General features: G+C 70.0%; 15 protein-coding genes. 6 read left to right on the top strand and 9 right to left on the bottom strand.

Annotation, left to right across the window (positions count from 1 at the left end):
- Positions 1–96 precede the first annotated feature (96 nt).
- Positions 97–1,380 carry an MFS transporter gene (locus NDR87_RS04685; RefSeq protein WP_251910027.1) on the bottom strand — a complete coding sequence of 428 codons (1,284 nt, stop codon included), beginning with the start codon at positions 1,378–1,380 and terminating at the stop codon, positions 97–99.
- 121 nt (positions 1,381–1,501) lie between these two features.
- On the bottom strand, positions 1,502–2,167 hold the full coding sequence (gene pdxH, locus NDR87_RS04680) for a pyridoxamine 5'-phosphate oxidase (protein ID WP_286013152.1): 666 nt from the start codon (positions 2,165–2,167) through the stop codon (positions 1,502–1,504).
- 188 nt (positions 2,168–2,355) lie between these two features.
- Here pdxH and NDR87_RS04675 point away from each other — a divergent pair, with 188 nt between their 5' ends.
- Positions 2,356–3,501: a citrate synthase 2 gene (locus NDR87_RS04675; RefSeq protein ID WP_251910028.1), complete on the top strand. Its 1,146-nt coding sequence runs from the start codon at positions 2,356–2,358 to the stop codon at positions 3,499–3,501.
- A gap of 58 nt (positions 3,502–3,559) precedes the next feature.
- Positions 3,560–4,435 (top strand): polysaccharide deacetylase family protein, encoded by an 876-nt coding sequence (locus tag NDR87_RS04670; protein WP_251910029.1) that lies wholly within the window; start codon positions 3,560–3,562, stop codon positions 4,433–4,435.
- Here the strand turns inward: NDR87_RS04670 and NDR87_RS04665 are convergent.
- On the bottom strand, positions 4,432–5,085 hold the full coding sequence (locus tag NDR87_RS04665; protein WP_251910030.1) for a hypothetical protein: 654 nt from the start codon (positions 5,083–5,085) through the stop codon (positions 4,432–4,434). The genes NDR87_RS04670 and NDR87_RS04665 overlap by 4 nt on opposite strands.
- A gap of 149 nt (positions 5,086–5,234) precedes the next feature.
- Between NDR87_RS04665 and serC the strand changes: the two genes are divergently transcribed.
- The 3 genes from serC (at position 5,235) to NDR87_RS04650 (ending at position 8,459) form a co-directional block, all read left to right on the top strand.
- Entirely contained in the window at positions 5,235–6,362 is a 1,128-nt protein-coding gene (gene serC / locus NDR87_RS04660) for a phosphoserine transaminase (RefSeq protein WP_251910031.1), read from the top strand.
- A gap of 170 nt (positions 6,363–6,532) precedes the next feature.
- Positions 6,533–7,588 (top strand): septation protein SepH, encoded by a 1,056-nt coding sequence (gene sepH / locus NDR87_RS04655; protein WP_251910032.1) that lies wholly within the window; start codon positions 6,533–6,535, stop codon positions 7,586–7,588.
- A 139-nt stretch (positions 7,589–7,727) separates the two neighbouring features.
- Positions 7,728–8,459, top strand: coding sequence for a hypothetical protein (locus tag NDR87_RS04650; RefSeq protein ID WP_251910033.1), 732 nt, complete (start codon positions 7,728–7,730; stop codon positions 8,457–8,459).
- Here the strand turns inward: NDR87_RS04650 and NDR87_RS04645 are convergent.
- Together NDR87_RS04645 and NDR87_RS04640 are read right to left on the bottom strand one after the other, a co-directional pair.
- Positions 8,456–8,749 carry a DUF2537 domain-containing protein gene (locus NDR87_RS04645; RefSeq protein ID WP_251910034.1) on the bottom strand — a complete coding sequence of 98 codons (294 nt, stop codon included), beginning with the start codon at positions 8,747–8,749 and terminating at the stop codon, positions 8,456–8,458. The two genes, NDR87_RS04650 and NDR87_RS04645, sit on opposite strands and share 4 nt — an antisense overlap.
- Positions 8,746–9,549, bottom strand: a complete 804-nt coding sequence (locus NDR87_RS04640; RefSeq protein ID WP_251910035.1) for an RNA methyltransferase — start codon at positions 9,547–9,549, stop codon at positions 8,746–8,748. The genes NDR87_RS04645 and NDR87_RS04640 overlap by 4 nt, the downstream gene beginning before the upstream one ends.
- 111 nt (positions 9,550–9,660) lie before the next feature.
- On the opposite strand from NDR87_RS04640, the gene NDR87_RS04635 reads away from it, so the two are divergent.
- Positions 9,661–10,020, top strand: a complete 360-nt coding sequence (locus NDR87_RS04635; RefSeq protein WP_251910036.1) for an FKBP-type peptidyl-prolyl cis-trans isomerase — start codon at positions 9,661–9,663, stop codon at positions 10,018–10,020.
- Here NDR87_RS04635 and NDR87_RS04630 read toward each other — a convergent pair whose 3' ends face one another.
- The 4 genes from NDR87_RS04630 to NDR87_RS04615 are packed head-to-tail and all read right to left on the bottom strand — an operon-like array spanning position 10,021 to position 13,707.
- Entirely contained in the window at positions 10,021–11,190 is a 1,170-nt protein-coding gene (locus NDR87_RS04630; protein ID WP_251910037.1) for a hypothetical protein, read from the bottom strand.
- A 27-nt stretch (positions 11,191–11,217) separates the two neighbouring features.
- Entirely contained in the window at positions 11,218–12,609 is a 1,392-nt protein-coding gene (locus tag NDR87_RS04625; RefSeq protein WP_251910038.1) for a HAMP domain-containing sensor histidine kinase, read from the bottom strand.
- A complete protein-coding gene (locus tag NDR87_RS04620) occupies positions 12,606–13,307 on the bottom strand; it encodes a response regulator transcription factor (RefSeq protein WP_251910039.1) in 702 nt (233 codons plus the stop codon). Before NDR87_RS04620 ends, NDR87_RS04625 begins: the two co-directional genes overlap by 4 nt.
- A gap of 31 nt (positions 13,308–13,338) precedes the next feature.
- A complete protein-coding gene (locus tag NDR87_RS04615; RefSeq protein ID WP_251910040.1) occupies positions 13,339–13,707 on the bottom strand; it encodes a hemophore-related protein in 369 nt (122 codons plus the stop codon).
- Positions 13,708–13,755: the final 48 nt, after the last annotated feature.

The raw sequence follows: 13,755 nt of genomic DNA, 5'->3' as shown, positions 1-13,755 counted from the left end.
TGGGGGTCATTAGTGAGGGTCGCCCTTACCTACCTCACAGTCACCTGCGAACGAGGTGAGCCTCGGCGGGGCTGCGTGGTATTAGCGCACGGCGGTTCAGGCCACCGGAATCTCGGCGTGGGCGCGAGGTACGCGGTACCGCACGAAGGCGGGAAAGATCACCGCCGCGACCACCATTCCGGCCACCACGAGCGCACCACCTCCGGCCGATGCCACAGCGGTACCCAGGGCCGCGGCGGCGAAACCGTGGGCAACATCACCGATGCGCGGGCCACCCGCGACGACCACGATGAATACGCCCTGTAAGCGCCCGCGCATCTCGTCGGTGGCCACCTGCTGCAGCATGGTGGTGCGCAGGGCGGCGGAGAACATGTCGACCGCGCCGCCGAAGGCCAGACAGGCCAGGGCGATCCAGAGGCCGACGTCGCAGCTCAGCCGGTCGCCGGTCAGTCCGACCGCCAGGCCGAAGCCGACCATGCCCACGCCCCACAGCGCGATGCAGATCACCACCGCCAGGCCCTGCCTGCGCACGTGGCCCAGCCAGCCCGAGCAGATGCCGCCCGCGACCGCGCCCGCCGACAGCGCCGCGAACAGCAGGCCCAGCGCGCTGCCGCCGCCGACCGGATCGCCGAAGGTGTCGTGGGCGATCTGCGGGAACAGTGCCCGCGGCATGCCGAACACCATCGCGACGATGTCGACCGCGAAGGAGGCGAGCAGGATGCGCTGGGTGGCCAGATAGCTGAAACCCTCGATGACCGAGCGCAATCCGGCCCGGCGCACCGCACCCGTCGGCGGCACCGGGGGCAGCCGCCACACCGCCCACAGGGTCGCCAGCAGCGCCACCGCGTCCAGCAGATACAGCGTCGACAGACCCGTCACCGGGATCAGCATCCCGGCCAGCACCGGTCCGGCGATCGCGCCGACCTGCATGACCGTGGAATTCAGGGAATTGGCCGCCGGGAGCAGCTCACCGGGCAGCAGCCGCGGGATGATCGCGCTGCGGGTCGGCTGGTTCACCGCGAAGAAGGACTGCTGTACGGCGAACAATCCGAACACCAGCCACACGTTGTCCAGCCCCGCCGCCGCCTGCGCCCAGAACCCCAGGGCGGTGAGCCCCGTACCGGAACTGGTGATCAGCAACAGTTTTCGCCGATCCATCACATCGGCCAGCGCCCCGCCCCACAGCCCGAATACGATCAGCGGCACCAGCCCGAACAACCCGGCCAGCCCCACATACCCCGAGCTGTGCGTGATCTGGAAGATCTGCTGCGGCACGGCGACCACCGACAGCTGCGCACCGATCACGGTGACGATATTGGTCGTCCAGAGCCGTCGGTAGTCGGGATGACGTAGCGGTGCGACGTCGGCGAGCAGCTTCACCGGCGAGAGCGTATCGGGACGGGAGCGGGCATAGTGCCCAATTTTGCTGGGGTCATCCCATGAATACAACCCTTGACGCGGCGCTGAGCGCCGCGTCAAGGGAAAAGAGGAAGGCGCGGGGTTACGGCTGGAGGCGTTCCAGTTTCATGGCGGCCGGGTCGGTGCTGCCCGCTTCCAAGGTGACTCGGATGCGGTTGTGCAGGCGGCTGCGGCGGCCCTGCCAGAATTCGACGGTTTCGGGGCGGAGGATGAAGCCGCCCCAGTTGGCGGGGACCGGGATCTGGTCGACGTCGGCGAAGCGGGCGGTGACCTCGGCCAGGGCGCGGTCGAGGTCGGCGCGCGAGGCGATGGGCTGGGACTGCTGGGAGGCCCAGGCGCCGAGCTGGGAATTGCGCGGGCGGGAGCGCCAATAGACCGAGGTCGCCTCGGGGGAGACCGAGCCGACCGGGCCGCGCAAATTCACCTGCCGCCCGAGCGCGGGCCAGGCGAAGGTGATCGAGGCGTACGGGACCGCCGCCAATTGCCGCCCCTTGGCGGACCCGTAATTCGTGTAAAAAGTCACACCCTCGGGGGAGAGCCCTTTGCACAGCACGGTGCGCGAGGCGGGGCGCGGGCCGGCGTCGGTCGGTTCGACCGTGGCCAGCACCATCGCGTTGGGTTCGGCGATACCGGCGCGGGTGGCCTGCTCGATCCAGTTGCGCAGCACCGGTTCCCACCCGTCGACCAGCCAGGATTCATCCAGATCGGGATCGCCGCCGTATTCCGCGCGCATCGCGGCGATATCCATCTCTGCGCGCACCGCGGGATCGACGTCGGTGGATTCGAGCCCCGTTTCCGAGCCCGTAGAGCGAGGTGAATTCTGCTCGTCACGCATGGACCAGACGTTACTCCGGAGTAGGCGAGCGTCTAAGGTTCTAGTTGATCGGCGTGGTCGCCCACAGATCGTGCGGCCCGATTTGCAAGGAGAGTCACAACATGACTACCAGCGCTGCGGCACCCAGTGGTCCTGCCGTACCCCCCGATTTCGTCAGCGGTCTGGAAGGCGTGGTGGCTTTCACCACCGATATCGCCGAGCCGGACAAGGACGGTGGTGCGCTGCGCTACCGGGGCGTCGACATCGAGGACCTGGTGGGCAACAAGGTGACCTTCGGCGACGTCTGGGCGCTGCTGGTCGACGGCGAATTCGGGCGCGGCCTGCCGCCCGCCGAACCGTTCCCGCTGCCCGTGCACACCGGTGACGTGCGCGTCGACGTGCAGGCCGGGCTCGCCATGCTCGCCCCGATCTGGGGCTATCAGCCGCTGCTGGACATCGATGACGACACCGCCCGGGAGAATCTGGCCCGCGCGTCGGTGATGGCGCTGTCCTACGTCGCACAGTCCGCGCGCGGCATCTACCAGCCCGCCGTCCCGCAGAAGAAGATCGACGAGTGCGACACCATCACCGAGCGGTTCATGACCCGCTGGAAGGGTGATCCGGATCCGCGCCACATCGAGGCCATCGACGCCTACTGGGTCTCCGCGGCCGAGCACGGCATGAACGCCTCCACCTTCACCGCGCGCGTCATCGCCTCCACCGGCGCCGACGTCGCGGCCTGCCTGTCCGGTGCGATCGGCGCGATGTCCGGCCCGCTGCACGGCGGCGCCCCGGCCCGCGTGCTGCCGATGATCGAAGAGGTCGAGCGGACCGGCGACGCGCGAGCGCTGGTGAAGGGCATTCTGGACCGCAAGGAAAAGCTGATGGGCTTCGGCCACCGGGTGTACCGGGCCGAGGACCCGCGTGCCCGGGTGCTGCGCGCCACCGCCAAGCGCCTCGGCGCCCCGCGCTACGAGGTCGCCGCCGCGCTGGAGGAGGCCGCGCTGGCCGAACTGCGCGAACGCCGCCCCGACCGGGCCATCGAGACCAATGTCGAGTTCTGGGCCGCCGTGATCCTGGACTTCGCCGAGGTGCCCGCGCACATGATGCCCGCCATGTTCACCTGTGGCCGCACCGCGGGCTGGTGCGCGCACATCCTGGAGCAGAAGAAGCTGGGCAAGCTGGTCCGCCCGGCCGCCATCTACACCGGTCCGGCGCCGCGTCCCGCCGACAGCGTGGCCGGGTGGGAGAACGTCGCCCGCAAGTGATCTCGCGCCGCGCGGCCGGACAGGACGCGAGTGATCTTGTCGCGTAACATCCGGTCGCGTGGTGGACAAAGCACTGTCTCGGCGCGGTTTGCTGGCAGCGGGAGCGGCCCTGGCCGCCGGTTTCGCCGCCTCCGGATGCGGTGCCACCCAGGCCGATACGTCGTCGTCGCGCATCGCTTCGGCCACCCCTGAGCCCGCGCCGAGCCGGGCCGTGCCGGTGCGGGCGCAGCCGGTCCGATCGGCGGTTCCCGACGCGGTGGCCGCCCGGTTCGCGGGACGGCAGCCCACCCGGTGGGGCATGGATCTGCCGGGCATCATGACGACCATCCCCGCCCAGGGCAAGCAGATGGCGCTGACCTTCGACGCCTGCGGTGGCCCGGACAACGACGAGATGAACGATGTGCTGGTGAATTTCCTCATCCAGCAACAGATTCCGGCCACGCTGTTCCTCAACAAGCGCTGGATCGACGCCGATTGGCAGCGGGCGGAACGGCTGGCGGCCAATCCGCTGTTCGAACTGGCCAACCACGGCACCCGGCACTGCCCGCTGTCGGTGAACGGTCACGCCGCCTACGGCATCGCGGGCACGGCGTCGGCGCGGCAGGCGGTCGACGAGGTCTGGGGCAACCACGAGACGCTCACCCGGTTGCTCGGGCATCCGCCGCGCTTCTTCCGCACGGGTACCGCCCATTACGACGAGGTGGCGGTCGAGATCGTGCGCGAGCTGGGCGAGCAGCCGGTCGGCTTCAGCGTCAACGCCGATGGGGGAGCGACCTATTCGGCCGGGCAGGTGCAGCAGGCGATGGCCACGGTGCGGCCCGGGGCGATCTCGATCGCGCATATGCACCGGCCGCACTCCGGCACCGCGCCGGGAATGCTGGTCGCGCTGCCCAAGCTGCGCGCGCAGGGCTACGAATTCGTCGAGCTGCCCTAGTCCTCGAGCGAGGCGGCCCAGTCGACGGCGACCGACTCCCCGCGATCGACGGTAAAGAACGCCACCTCCAGATGTCTGCCCAGGTCGACCAGCTGCAGGGCCGTCAACGGCACCGGCTGGATCACCCGGACCCGCCAGGGCCGCGGCTCGTCCCAGGCGCGCAGTTCCAGGTCCAGGCGCAGCACCGGATCCTCGCGGCCGGAGAAGTCCGCGGCGATGGGGGTGGCCGACAGCACCGTGGCGTCGGCGCGGCGGCCGTCGGCGAGGATCTTCGAGATGCTCACCCGGGTGGCCTCTTCCGGGCTGGGCACGTAGAGCACCACGCGGTCGCGATCGCCCGGATCGACGCGGCAACCGATGACGTCGCCGGGTTGCATGGCCGCCAGATCGGCCGCGTCGACCCGCTGCCGCACCCGGGCCTCGTAGGGCGGGCGCCCCTCGATCTCGATGCGGACCCAGAACCGGTGCCCGGGTTCGGACCGGCGCGCTCGCACGCCCAGGATCGTCGCCGTCCCGGCCAGGCCGCGCAGCAGCAGTTCCCGGCGGGCGGCCGGGGCGAGCGCGCCGGGCCGCAGTGCGAAACCGTGGGATTCGAGCTGGGTGGACAACCGGCTCAACAGGTTCGGCCCCTGCAGTGCAGCCATGCTCATGGATAAACGGTAGCCGGAGTGTGGTCCGCGCCACGGCAGAATGGATATGCAAATGAAAAATCATTTGTTCGTTCGACCTGCGGATGCCCCGCCACCGCGAGGGTGCCCCACCGCATGACCTGCGGTGCCCGGCCTCTAGTCTGGTGGCCATGACCGCTGCGTTCCCGACCATCCCCGCCGATCTGAAGCCCGCCGACGGACGGTTCGGCTGCGGCCCCTCCAAGGTCCGGCCCGAGCAGTTGCGCAACCTCGTCGAGGTGGGCGCGTCCGTGTTCGGCACCAGCCACCGCCAGAAGCCCGTCAAGGACGTGGTCGCGCGGGTGCGCTCCGGACTGCGCGAATTGTTCGCGCTGCCGGAGGGTTACGAGGTCGTACTGGGCAACGGCGGCACCACCGCGTTCTGGGACGCGGCGGCCTTCGGCCTGATCCGGGAGCGCTCGCTGCATCTGACCTACGGTGAGTTCAGCTCGAAATTCGCCGCGGTGGCCAAGAAGAATCCGTTCATCGGCGATCCCATCGTGATCTCCAGTGATCCGGGCACCGCGCCCGAGCCGACGGCCGATCCGGCCGCCGATGTGATCGCGTGGGCGCACAACGAGACCTCCACCGGTGTCGCCGTGCCGGTGCAGCGCCCGGCCGGTTCGGAGAATGCGCTCGTCGCCATCGACGCCACCTCGGGTGCGGGTGGTTTGCCGGTGAATATTTCCGATGCCGATGTGTACTACTTCGCGCCGCAGAAGTGTTTCGCCGCCGACGGTGGTCTGTGGGTCGCGCTGATGAGCCCGAAGGCGCTCGAACGCGTTGCCGAGATCGCGGATTCGGGTCGCTACACCCCGGAATTCCTGTCGCTGCCGATCGCGATCGACAACAGCACCAAGGATCAGACCTACAACACTCCGGCGCTGGCCACGCTGTTGCTGTTCGCCGACCAGATCGAATGGATCAACGGCAACGGCGGACTGGACTGGGCCGTCAAGCGCACGCTGGATTCGTCCTCGCGGCTGTACGCGTGGGCCGAGTCGAGCGAATTCGCGACCCCGTTCGTCGCCGATCCGGCGCATCGCTCGCAGGTCGTCGGCACCATCGATTTCGCCGATTCGGTGGATGCGGCACAGGTTGCGAAGGTCTTGCGCGCCAACGGCATCGTCGACACCGAGCCGTACCGCAAGCTGGGCCGCAATCAGCTGCGCATCGGCATGTTCCCGGCCATCGATCCCGAGGATGTCGCCCAGCTGACCCGCTGCATCGACTGGGTCGTGCAGGAAATCGCGAAGTAACACTTCGGGTTCGGCCATGGCGAACCCAGCAGATTAGCGCGCGCGAGAGTCCGCAGGTGGATTCTCGCGCGCGTGTCTTGCCCCACGAATCTCAGAAGTGCACTACTGTTCCATAACGTGGGCGGTGTCGCGAGCCTGGCTGTGATCGACGCAGCGATAAGGAGGTAACGGTGCGTGAACTTCGAGTGATCGGATTGACGCCCGATTCCGCGCATATCGTGTGTGCCGATACCGAGACCGGCCAGAAGTACCGGCTGCCCGCCGACGAGAAACTCCGTGCCGCCGCCCGCGGTGACCTTGCCCGATTCGGCCAGATCGAGATCGAAACGGAAGCCACGATGCGTCCTCGCGATATCCAGGCCCGTATCCGCGCGGGTGCCTCGGTCGAGCAGGTCACCGAGGAATCCGGCATGCCCGCCAGCCGGGTCGAGCGCTTCGCCTATCCGGTGTTACTGGAGCGGGCGCGCGCGGCCGAGCTGGCGCAGAAGGCGCATCCGGTGCGCAAGGACGGTCCGGCCGTGGAGACCCTCATCGATGTCGTCTCCGCCGCGTTCGCCGAGCGCGGGCACAATATCGACATCGCCGAATGGGACGCCTGGAAGGACGAGAAGAACTACTGGGTGGCCCAATTGCAGTGGCAGGCGGGCCGTTCGGTGATCGCCGCGCACTGGCGCTACCAGCCCGACGCACACGGCGGTTCGGTGGTGCCGCTGGACGATCCGGCCAACGACCTCATTGATCCCGATTTCGGCCGCGCGCTACGCGGGCTGGCCACCATCCTGCCCGAACCGGCCGCCGCGCCCGCTCCGGTCGAACCGACTCCCGCCGCACCGGCTCCGCGCGAGGAGCCCGCCGCCACGACGCGCACGGCGGGCGAGTCGAATGTCGAGCAGTACTACGAGCAGCGTGCGGCTGTCGGCGGCAGCGCGGTTCCGGTCGCGGCCAAGTCCGGTGCGCCCGCCCCCAAGACGACTCCGGCCGTCCCGGCCAACCCGCCTGCGCCTCCGGCCGATTCGAATCCGGCTCCGCCGCCCGCCGCGGCGAACGAGCCCGCCCCGGTGGCTCCGGCCGCCCCGGCCCCGGCGGCCAGCGCTCCCGCGGCAAGCGCTCCGGCGGCCCAGGCGCAGCCCCCCGCCAAGTCCGGCGCGAAGAAGCCCAAGCGCGGCAAGGCGCCGATGCCGTCCTGGGAGGACGTGCTCCTGGGCGTGCGCAGCTCCGGTCACTGAGCGTCGGACACGCCCGTACGGTGGGCGAAGACCCACGTTTTCGCGGTCTCGGGGAGTAGATTTTTTATATGCCGTTCGTGCGATTCGGACGGGCATCGGGCAGATCGCGGAGCCGGGGATAGACCTGGAGGTGTCGGGAGTGCCGTCTACAGCTTCGTCCCTGTGGTACGTCGACGACCCCGATCCCGTATCGGTGCTGCGGGACCATCCCGATCCCGATCCCGAGGCCGCGTTCGCATTGGCCAAGCAGCTCAACCCGGATCGCGATGTGGTGCCCGCCGCCTCGGGCACGCTGAAGGTCTGGGCCGGACCGGATCCGGGCGCGGTGTACATCGGCTGCTATCCGGGTGTGACGGTCGTGTGCACCACCCAGGCCGCCCTCGCGCACCCCACCGAGCTGCCGGAACTGCTGGTACGCCCGCTCGCCTCCGAACACACCTATCTGATCGCCTACGACGCCCCGCGTGGCTGGGGCTCGTTCGCCCATTGGGAGCGTGGCGAATTCCGGCGCGCGTTCAGCGCCACCCGGGTGAACATCCTCACCGACGAGGGCCTGCCGCAGGTCTGGGAGCGACCGTTCTGGGCCGGGGAGCATCCGGTCCAGCTGCGACCCGGCGAGCTGCCCGATCCGCAGATCCTGCCGTTCGATCCGCCGACCTTCGCCGATGCCGCGAATCACGAGTGGCTCGGCTTCCGCTACCACGACGCCGGGGACGACGCCCTGCGCCCGGCCGACATCGCGGTGTGCGGTTTCAGCCTCTATCCCAAGGGCGAGGCCCCGCCCGCGGTCCGGCCGGAGGAGCCGAAAACCCCGACGCACAACGGAAGACGCTGGTTCGGCTGGTTGCGCGGCCGCGACCGGGTGTCCTAGGCGGCGACCGCCGCGATCAGCAGCACGATCCAGCCGAGCAGCACCCCGACGGTCATTCCCGCGAGAACCCAGCGCGTCACCGGCGTCTCGCGCCAGCGCCACGCGGTCGGGGCGGCCCCGCCCACCGCGATCAGATTCACCGCGACCGCGAGGGTCCAGTGCACCTGGGCCAGTGCGGCTCCGAAGGAGCAGACGCCCGCCGCGGTGAGCGCCGCGACGAGGGCGGCCACGGCCAGCCCGGGCGCCCAGGGTGTGGGCTCGCGGGCGGGCTGATACGGAGTGCCGGTCACGTTGTGCGCACCCTTTCGTAGAAGGCCATCGCGGCCGCGGTGGCCACGTTCAGCGAGTCGGTGCCCGGCGACATCGGGATGCGGGCGCGAATGTCGGTGGCGCGCATGGCCTCCTCCGTCAGGCCCGGACCCTCGGCGCCGAGCAGCAGTGCCACCCGATCGCCGGTCATCGCGGTGGCCAGGTTCACCGCGGCCGGATTCGGGGTCAGGGCAATGATGCGAAATCCCTTGTCGCGCAGCAACCCCAGCCCGTCGGGCCAGCTCGGCAGCCGGGCGAACGGCACCCGCAGCACATGTCCCATCGACACCCGCACCGCCCGGCGGTAGAGCGGATCGGCGCAGCGGTCGCCGAACAGCACCGCGTCCACGCCCAGCCCGGCCGCATTGCGGAAGATCGAGCCGATGTTCTCGTGATCGTTCACGCCCTCGAGCACCGCCACCGTCCGGGCGGCGGCGAGGATCTCGTCCGCGGTCCGCTCGGGCGGGCGGCGCGCGGCGGCCAGTACGCCGCGATTGAGATGGAATCCGACCACCTCGGCCATCACCTGCGCCGAGGTCCGGTAGTACGGCACATCCACCCCGGCCAGATCGGCGGCCAGTTCCGCATGTCGACGGTCCACTCCGAGCAGGGCGAAGGGGGTGTAGCGGGAGGCGAGCATGCGCCGCACCACGACCACGCCCTCGGCGATCACCAGTCCCTTGCGGCCCGGCAGGTCCGGTCGGCGGTCGGCGGAATTGAGGTCCCGGAAGTCGTCGACCCGCGGATCCGCCGGGTCGTCGATGTCGATCACGTCGGCCACGGGTGTTCATCCTGCCGCAGTGGTGCGCGGCACACGCCTCGGGGCGTTTGGGGGACGGCGATATGGTGAACACACTACGTCGGCTCAACTCATCGAAATGGAAGAGGACGCATGACCAAGCCGGAAGTCGAATTTCAAGACGGCCCCGCGCCCACCACGCTGGTAATCAAGGATCTGGTCGAGGGCGACGGCGCCGAGGCGGTGCCGGGCGGCACCGTCGAGGTGCACTACGTGGGCGTCGAATACGACAGCGGCGAGGAATTCGACTCCTCCTGGAATCGCGGGGAATCCCTCACCTTCCCGCTGCGCGGCCTGATCCAGGGCTGGCAGGAGGGTATTCCGGGCATGAAGGTCGGCGGCCGTCGGCAGCTGACGATTCCGCCGGAGTTGGCCTACGGTCCGGCGGGCGCGGGTCATCACCTGTCGGGTAAGACGCTGGTCTTCGTGATCGATCTGCTGAACGTCAACTGATCATTCGCGGACGATGTCGACCGGATTGCTGAGATTGGTCGCGATCACGGTCTGTTGAGTACTGCTGTGGGCGGGCAGGGCGGTCAACGCCTTGCCCGTCTGGGTATTCAGATTCGCCACGATCTGCTGCAACTGCGCCACCCCGCCGGTCAGCGCCGACATGGCCGCGGTCAGCTGCGCAGCGCCCTGATCGGCGAGCTGGGGAACCTGCCTGGCGAGTTCGGCACCCTGATTCAGTTGCGCGCCCGCGGCCGACAGCCGCCCGGCCGCATCGCGCAGCAGGGTGCCCACGGGTGTGGCCGGATCGGTGCTACTGCCTGTGAGCTGCGCGAATCCGGCCAGCTGCGCCCCGGCCTGGCTCGAGATGCCGTGCAGCGCATCGAGTTTGGCGATGGCGTCGGCCAGCCGCGGATCGCCCGCGAACGGCAGCGCGCGCAGTAGCGGCAGCACCTGGTCCAGCCCGGCGGTCAGGGCGTGGGCCGTGTCGTTGATCTGGCCGATGGTCACCCCGGTCGCGTCGAGCGTGCCCGCCAGACCGTTGGCCTGGGTGGTCGCCGCGGCCAGGGCGTCGTTCAATTGGCCGATGCCCGAGGTCAGTTGGCCCGCCCCGGACTTGGCCGTGTTCAGGAAGCCGAGCATCTGGTCGGCACCGCCGCCGAACTGGTTCGACGCGTCGGCGGCCAGCCTCACTCCCGCGCCGAGCAGCTGCGTGGTGAACGCCGCCTGCTGCATGGACCCGCGCGCCGACGCCACCGCGGCCAGGGTGTCGTCCATCCCCGCCGCGCTGATCCGCCGGGTCACCTGGTTCACCGCGTCGTTCACCAGATTCGGATCGGCATCCCGGTTGGTGGCCACCGTGACCTGCGTCCGACGCGGTTGCGGGGTGGCCAGCGAGCCGACCGAGGTGGACAGGTCGGCGGGCAGGGTGATCACCGCCGCGTACCGCGAGGCATCGGCCTCTTCGGGCCGCACCGCCTGCCACTCGTGGGCGCCGTCGGCCCGCAACGCCTCGACGACCTTCGCTCCGGTCGGGCCGGTATCGCTGTTGACCAGTGCGATCGCGGTCGGCGCCGGGCCGGGGCGCAGCCACAGGGCCAGGCCACCGGCGATCGCGCCGACGGCGACGACGGCGCTCAGGAGCAGAATCCAGCGGGCACGTTTTCCGGTCACCCCCCGACTGTAGGGCGCGCGAATGCGCTAGGTCTGGCGGCCGTCTGAGGGTTCGGTAAGAGGGACCGGACGATTCGGCAGCACCAGCACCAGCCGCACCCCGCCCAGCGTGCCGTCGTCGAAGTAGGCGCGCCCGCCATGCAATTGGGCCTGCTGGGCGACCAGGGCCAGTCCGAGTCCGGAGCCGCCCCTGCCCGCCTGGCTGCCGCGGAAGAATCGGTCGAACACCGCCACCCGCTCGTCCTGCGGAATGCCGCGGCCGTTGTCGTCGACCGAGATCACGATCGAACCGTCGGGCACCCGGTGCGCCGACACCAGCGCCTCGGTCGCCCGGCCGTGCCGGGCGGAATTGGCCAGCGCGTTGTCCAGGGCCAAGCGCAGGCCGGTGGGCAGACCGCGGGTGATCAGCTCGGGATCGGTATCGATGCGGACGGTCAGGGCGGGGAAGTGCCGCATGGCGTCGTGCGCGGCCTGATCGATCAGCTCGGCGACATCGGTCTGCACGTGGTCGCGTTCGTTGGTGAGCTCACCGGCGGCGAGGCGTTCGAGCGCGGCCAGGGTCGCCTCCACCCGGCCCTGGCTGCGCTGCAGGTCGGTGAGGATCTCGGCGCGCTGATTCTCGTCCAGGCGCAGGGTGCGCAGCACCTCGAGGTCGGTGCGCATGGCGGTCAGCGGGGTACGCAGCTCATGAGCGGATACGGCCGCGAAGTCACGCGCGGTCTCCAGTGCGGCCGCGGTCCTCGCCTGCGCCCGGTGTACGCGATAGAGCAGCGAATTGACCGCGTCGGCAAGTTGTTCCGCCTCGCGCACACCGGTCACGTGCACCGGCGCCTCGGGCTCGCCGGTGCCGCTGCGCGCACCGACCTGCCGGGTCAGCTCCGCGATCGGCCGCACCGCGCGCCCGCCGAACACCCAGCCCAGTCCGGCGGCGGCGGCCACCGCCAGTCCGGCCGCGGCGAGCACCCAGCGGCGCTGTTCGGCGGTGTTGCGATAGGCCTGGGTCAGCGGGATGCCCACCGAGACCGCGCGTCCCGCCGGTTGGTTCGCCGCGGTCGTCAACACCCGCCACTTGGTGCCGTCGATGGTCAGGGTGTGCGAACCGGCGGTCAGATCCGGCAGGCGCACGCTCGTGGTGGCCAGCACCGAACCGTTGTCGCGCACGGTGACGGCGATATCGCGGTTGGGGCCGACGAACGACAGCAGGCCGACCGCGAGCACCGGCTGCAGCGAGACCAGCCGGTAGGCGAGGGTCAGCTCCTGATCGGCCTGGGCGAGGTTGTTGTGCTCGAGGGCGCGCACCGATGCCCAGCTCAGCACGGCGGCGATGATGAAGGCGCCGAGCGCGGCGGCCGCGGCCACCCGGGTGCGCAGCGAATAGGACCGGCGTCGCCGCCGAGCGAACCGCTCGCGCCAGGTCATTTCGGCGCCCGCAGCACGAATCCCACGCCGCGGATGGTGTGCAGCAGGCGCGGGGTGCCGTCGCCCTCGAGCTTGCGGCGCAGATAGCCGACGAAGACGTCGACGACATTGGTGTCGGCGGCGAAGTCGTAGCCCCACACCAGTTCCAGCAGGCGTTCCCGGGACAGCACCACGCCCGCGTTGCGGGCCAGGGTGCACAGCAGCTCGAATTCCCGCTTGGTGAGCTCGATCTCGTGGCCGTGCAGCAGCGCGCGGTAGCCCGCCTCGTCGATCTCGAGCGGCCCGACGGTGATCGCGCCCGGTGTGGCGGCGGGCGCGCTGTCGGTGCGGCGGCGCAGCAGCGCCTTGATCCGGGCGACCAGCTCCGCCAGGACGAACGGTTTGACCAGATAGTCGTCGGCGCCGGATTCCAGCCCGGCGATCCGGTCGTCGACCGAGCTGCGCGCCGACAGCACGCAGATCGGCACCTCGTTACCCATCGCTCGCAGCGCGGTCACCACGCCCGCCCCGTCGAGCACCGGCATGTTCATATCGAGCACGATGGCGTCGGGGGACTGCTCGCCCACACAGCGCAGCGCGGCCGCGCCGTCGCGGGCGATCAGCACCCGGAACCCGGACAGGCGCAGGCCGCGCTCGACCGAGGCCAGCAGGTCCTCGTCGTCGTCGACCAACAGGACCGTCGGATTCTCATTGCTCACGGATCCATTCTGCTGGTCGACTCGGACTCGGTCAGTAGTTGGCGCAGGTGTCGGCCAGCTGCTGGATGAGCTGGCGGGCCTGGGCGGCGCGCGGGTCGTTCTCGGCCTGCTGGACCTGATCCGGATGTTCGGCGAGGTACTGCTGGACCTGTGCGCGGCGCTGCTCGATCGGCTGATCGAACAGCTGCCGCAGCTGGTTCTTCACATTCGGGTTGTTGTCGAGCATCGCGGCGTAGTTCGGTGCCTGATCGTGCAGGGCGGCGTCCACCTGGGCGAAGCTGCAGGTCGAATCGAGCAGCGGCGCAAGCTCGTCGGTGGGATCGGCCGAGGCGGTGGCGGGCAGCAGCGCCGCGAGGGCGGTGAGGCCGGCGGCGGCGGCGAATCGGGTTCGCGAGATCATGGACAACCTTTCACTCGAACGTGGTCCCGACGCGGCGGGGCGCGCGGC

The sequence above is a fragment of the Nocardia sp. CDC159 genome (assembly GCF_023740735.1).
GTDB classification, from domain to species: Bacteria; Actinomycetota; Actinomycetes; order Mycobacteriales; family Mycobacteriaceae; genus Nocardia; species Nocardia pulmonis.
This window is presented reverse-complemented; position numbering and strand designations above follow the sequence as displayed.

Coding starts and splice junctions, on each gene's coding strand:
- NDR87_RS04635 (WP_251910036.1), top strand. CDS start 9,661: ATGACCAAGCCGGAAGTCGAATTTCAAGACGGCCCCGCGCCCACCACG.
- NDR87_RS04625 (WP_251910038.1), bottom strand. CDS start 12,609: ATGACCTGGCGCGAGCGGTTCGCTCGGCGGCGACGCCGGTCCTATTCG.
- NDR87_RS04615 (WP_251910040.1), bottom strand. CDS start 13,707: ATGATCTCGCGAACCCGATTCGCCGCCGCCGCCGGCCTCACCGCCCTC.
- NDR87_RS04675 (WP_251910028.1), top strand. CDS start 2,356: ATGACTACCAGCGCTGCGGCACCCAGTGGTCCTGCCGTACCCCCCGAT.
- NDR87_RS04665 (WP_251910030.1), bottom strand. CDS start 5,085: ATGAGCATGGCTGCACTGCAGGGGCCGAACCTGTTGAGCCGGTTGTCC.
- pdxH (WP_286013152.1), bottom strand. CDS start 2,167: ATGGATATCGCCGCGATGCGCGCGGAATACGGCGGCGATCCCGATCTG.
- serC (WP_251910031.1), top strand. CDS start 5,235: ATGACCGCTGCGTTCCCGACCATCCCCGCCGATCTGAAGCCCGCCGAC.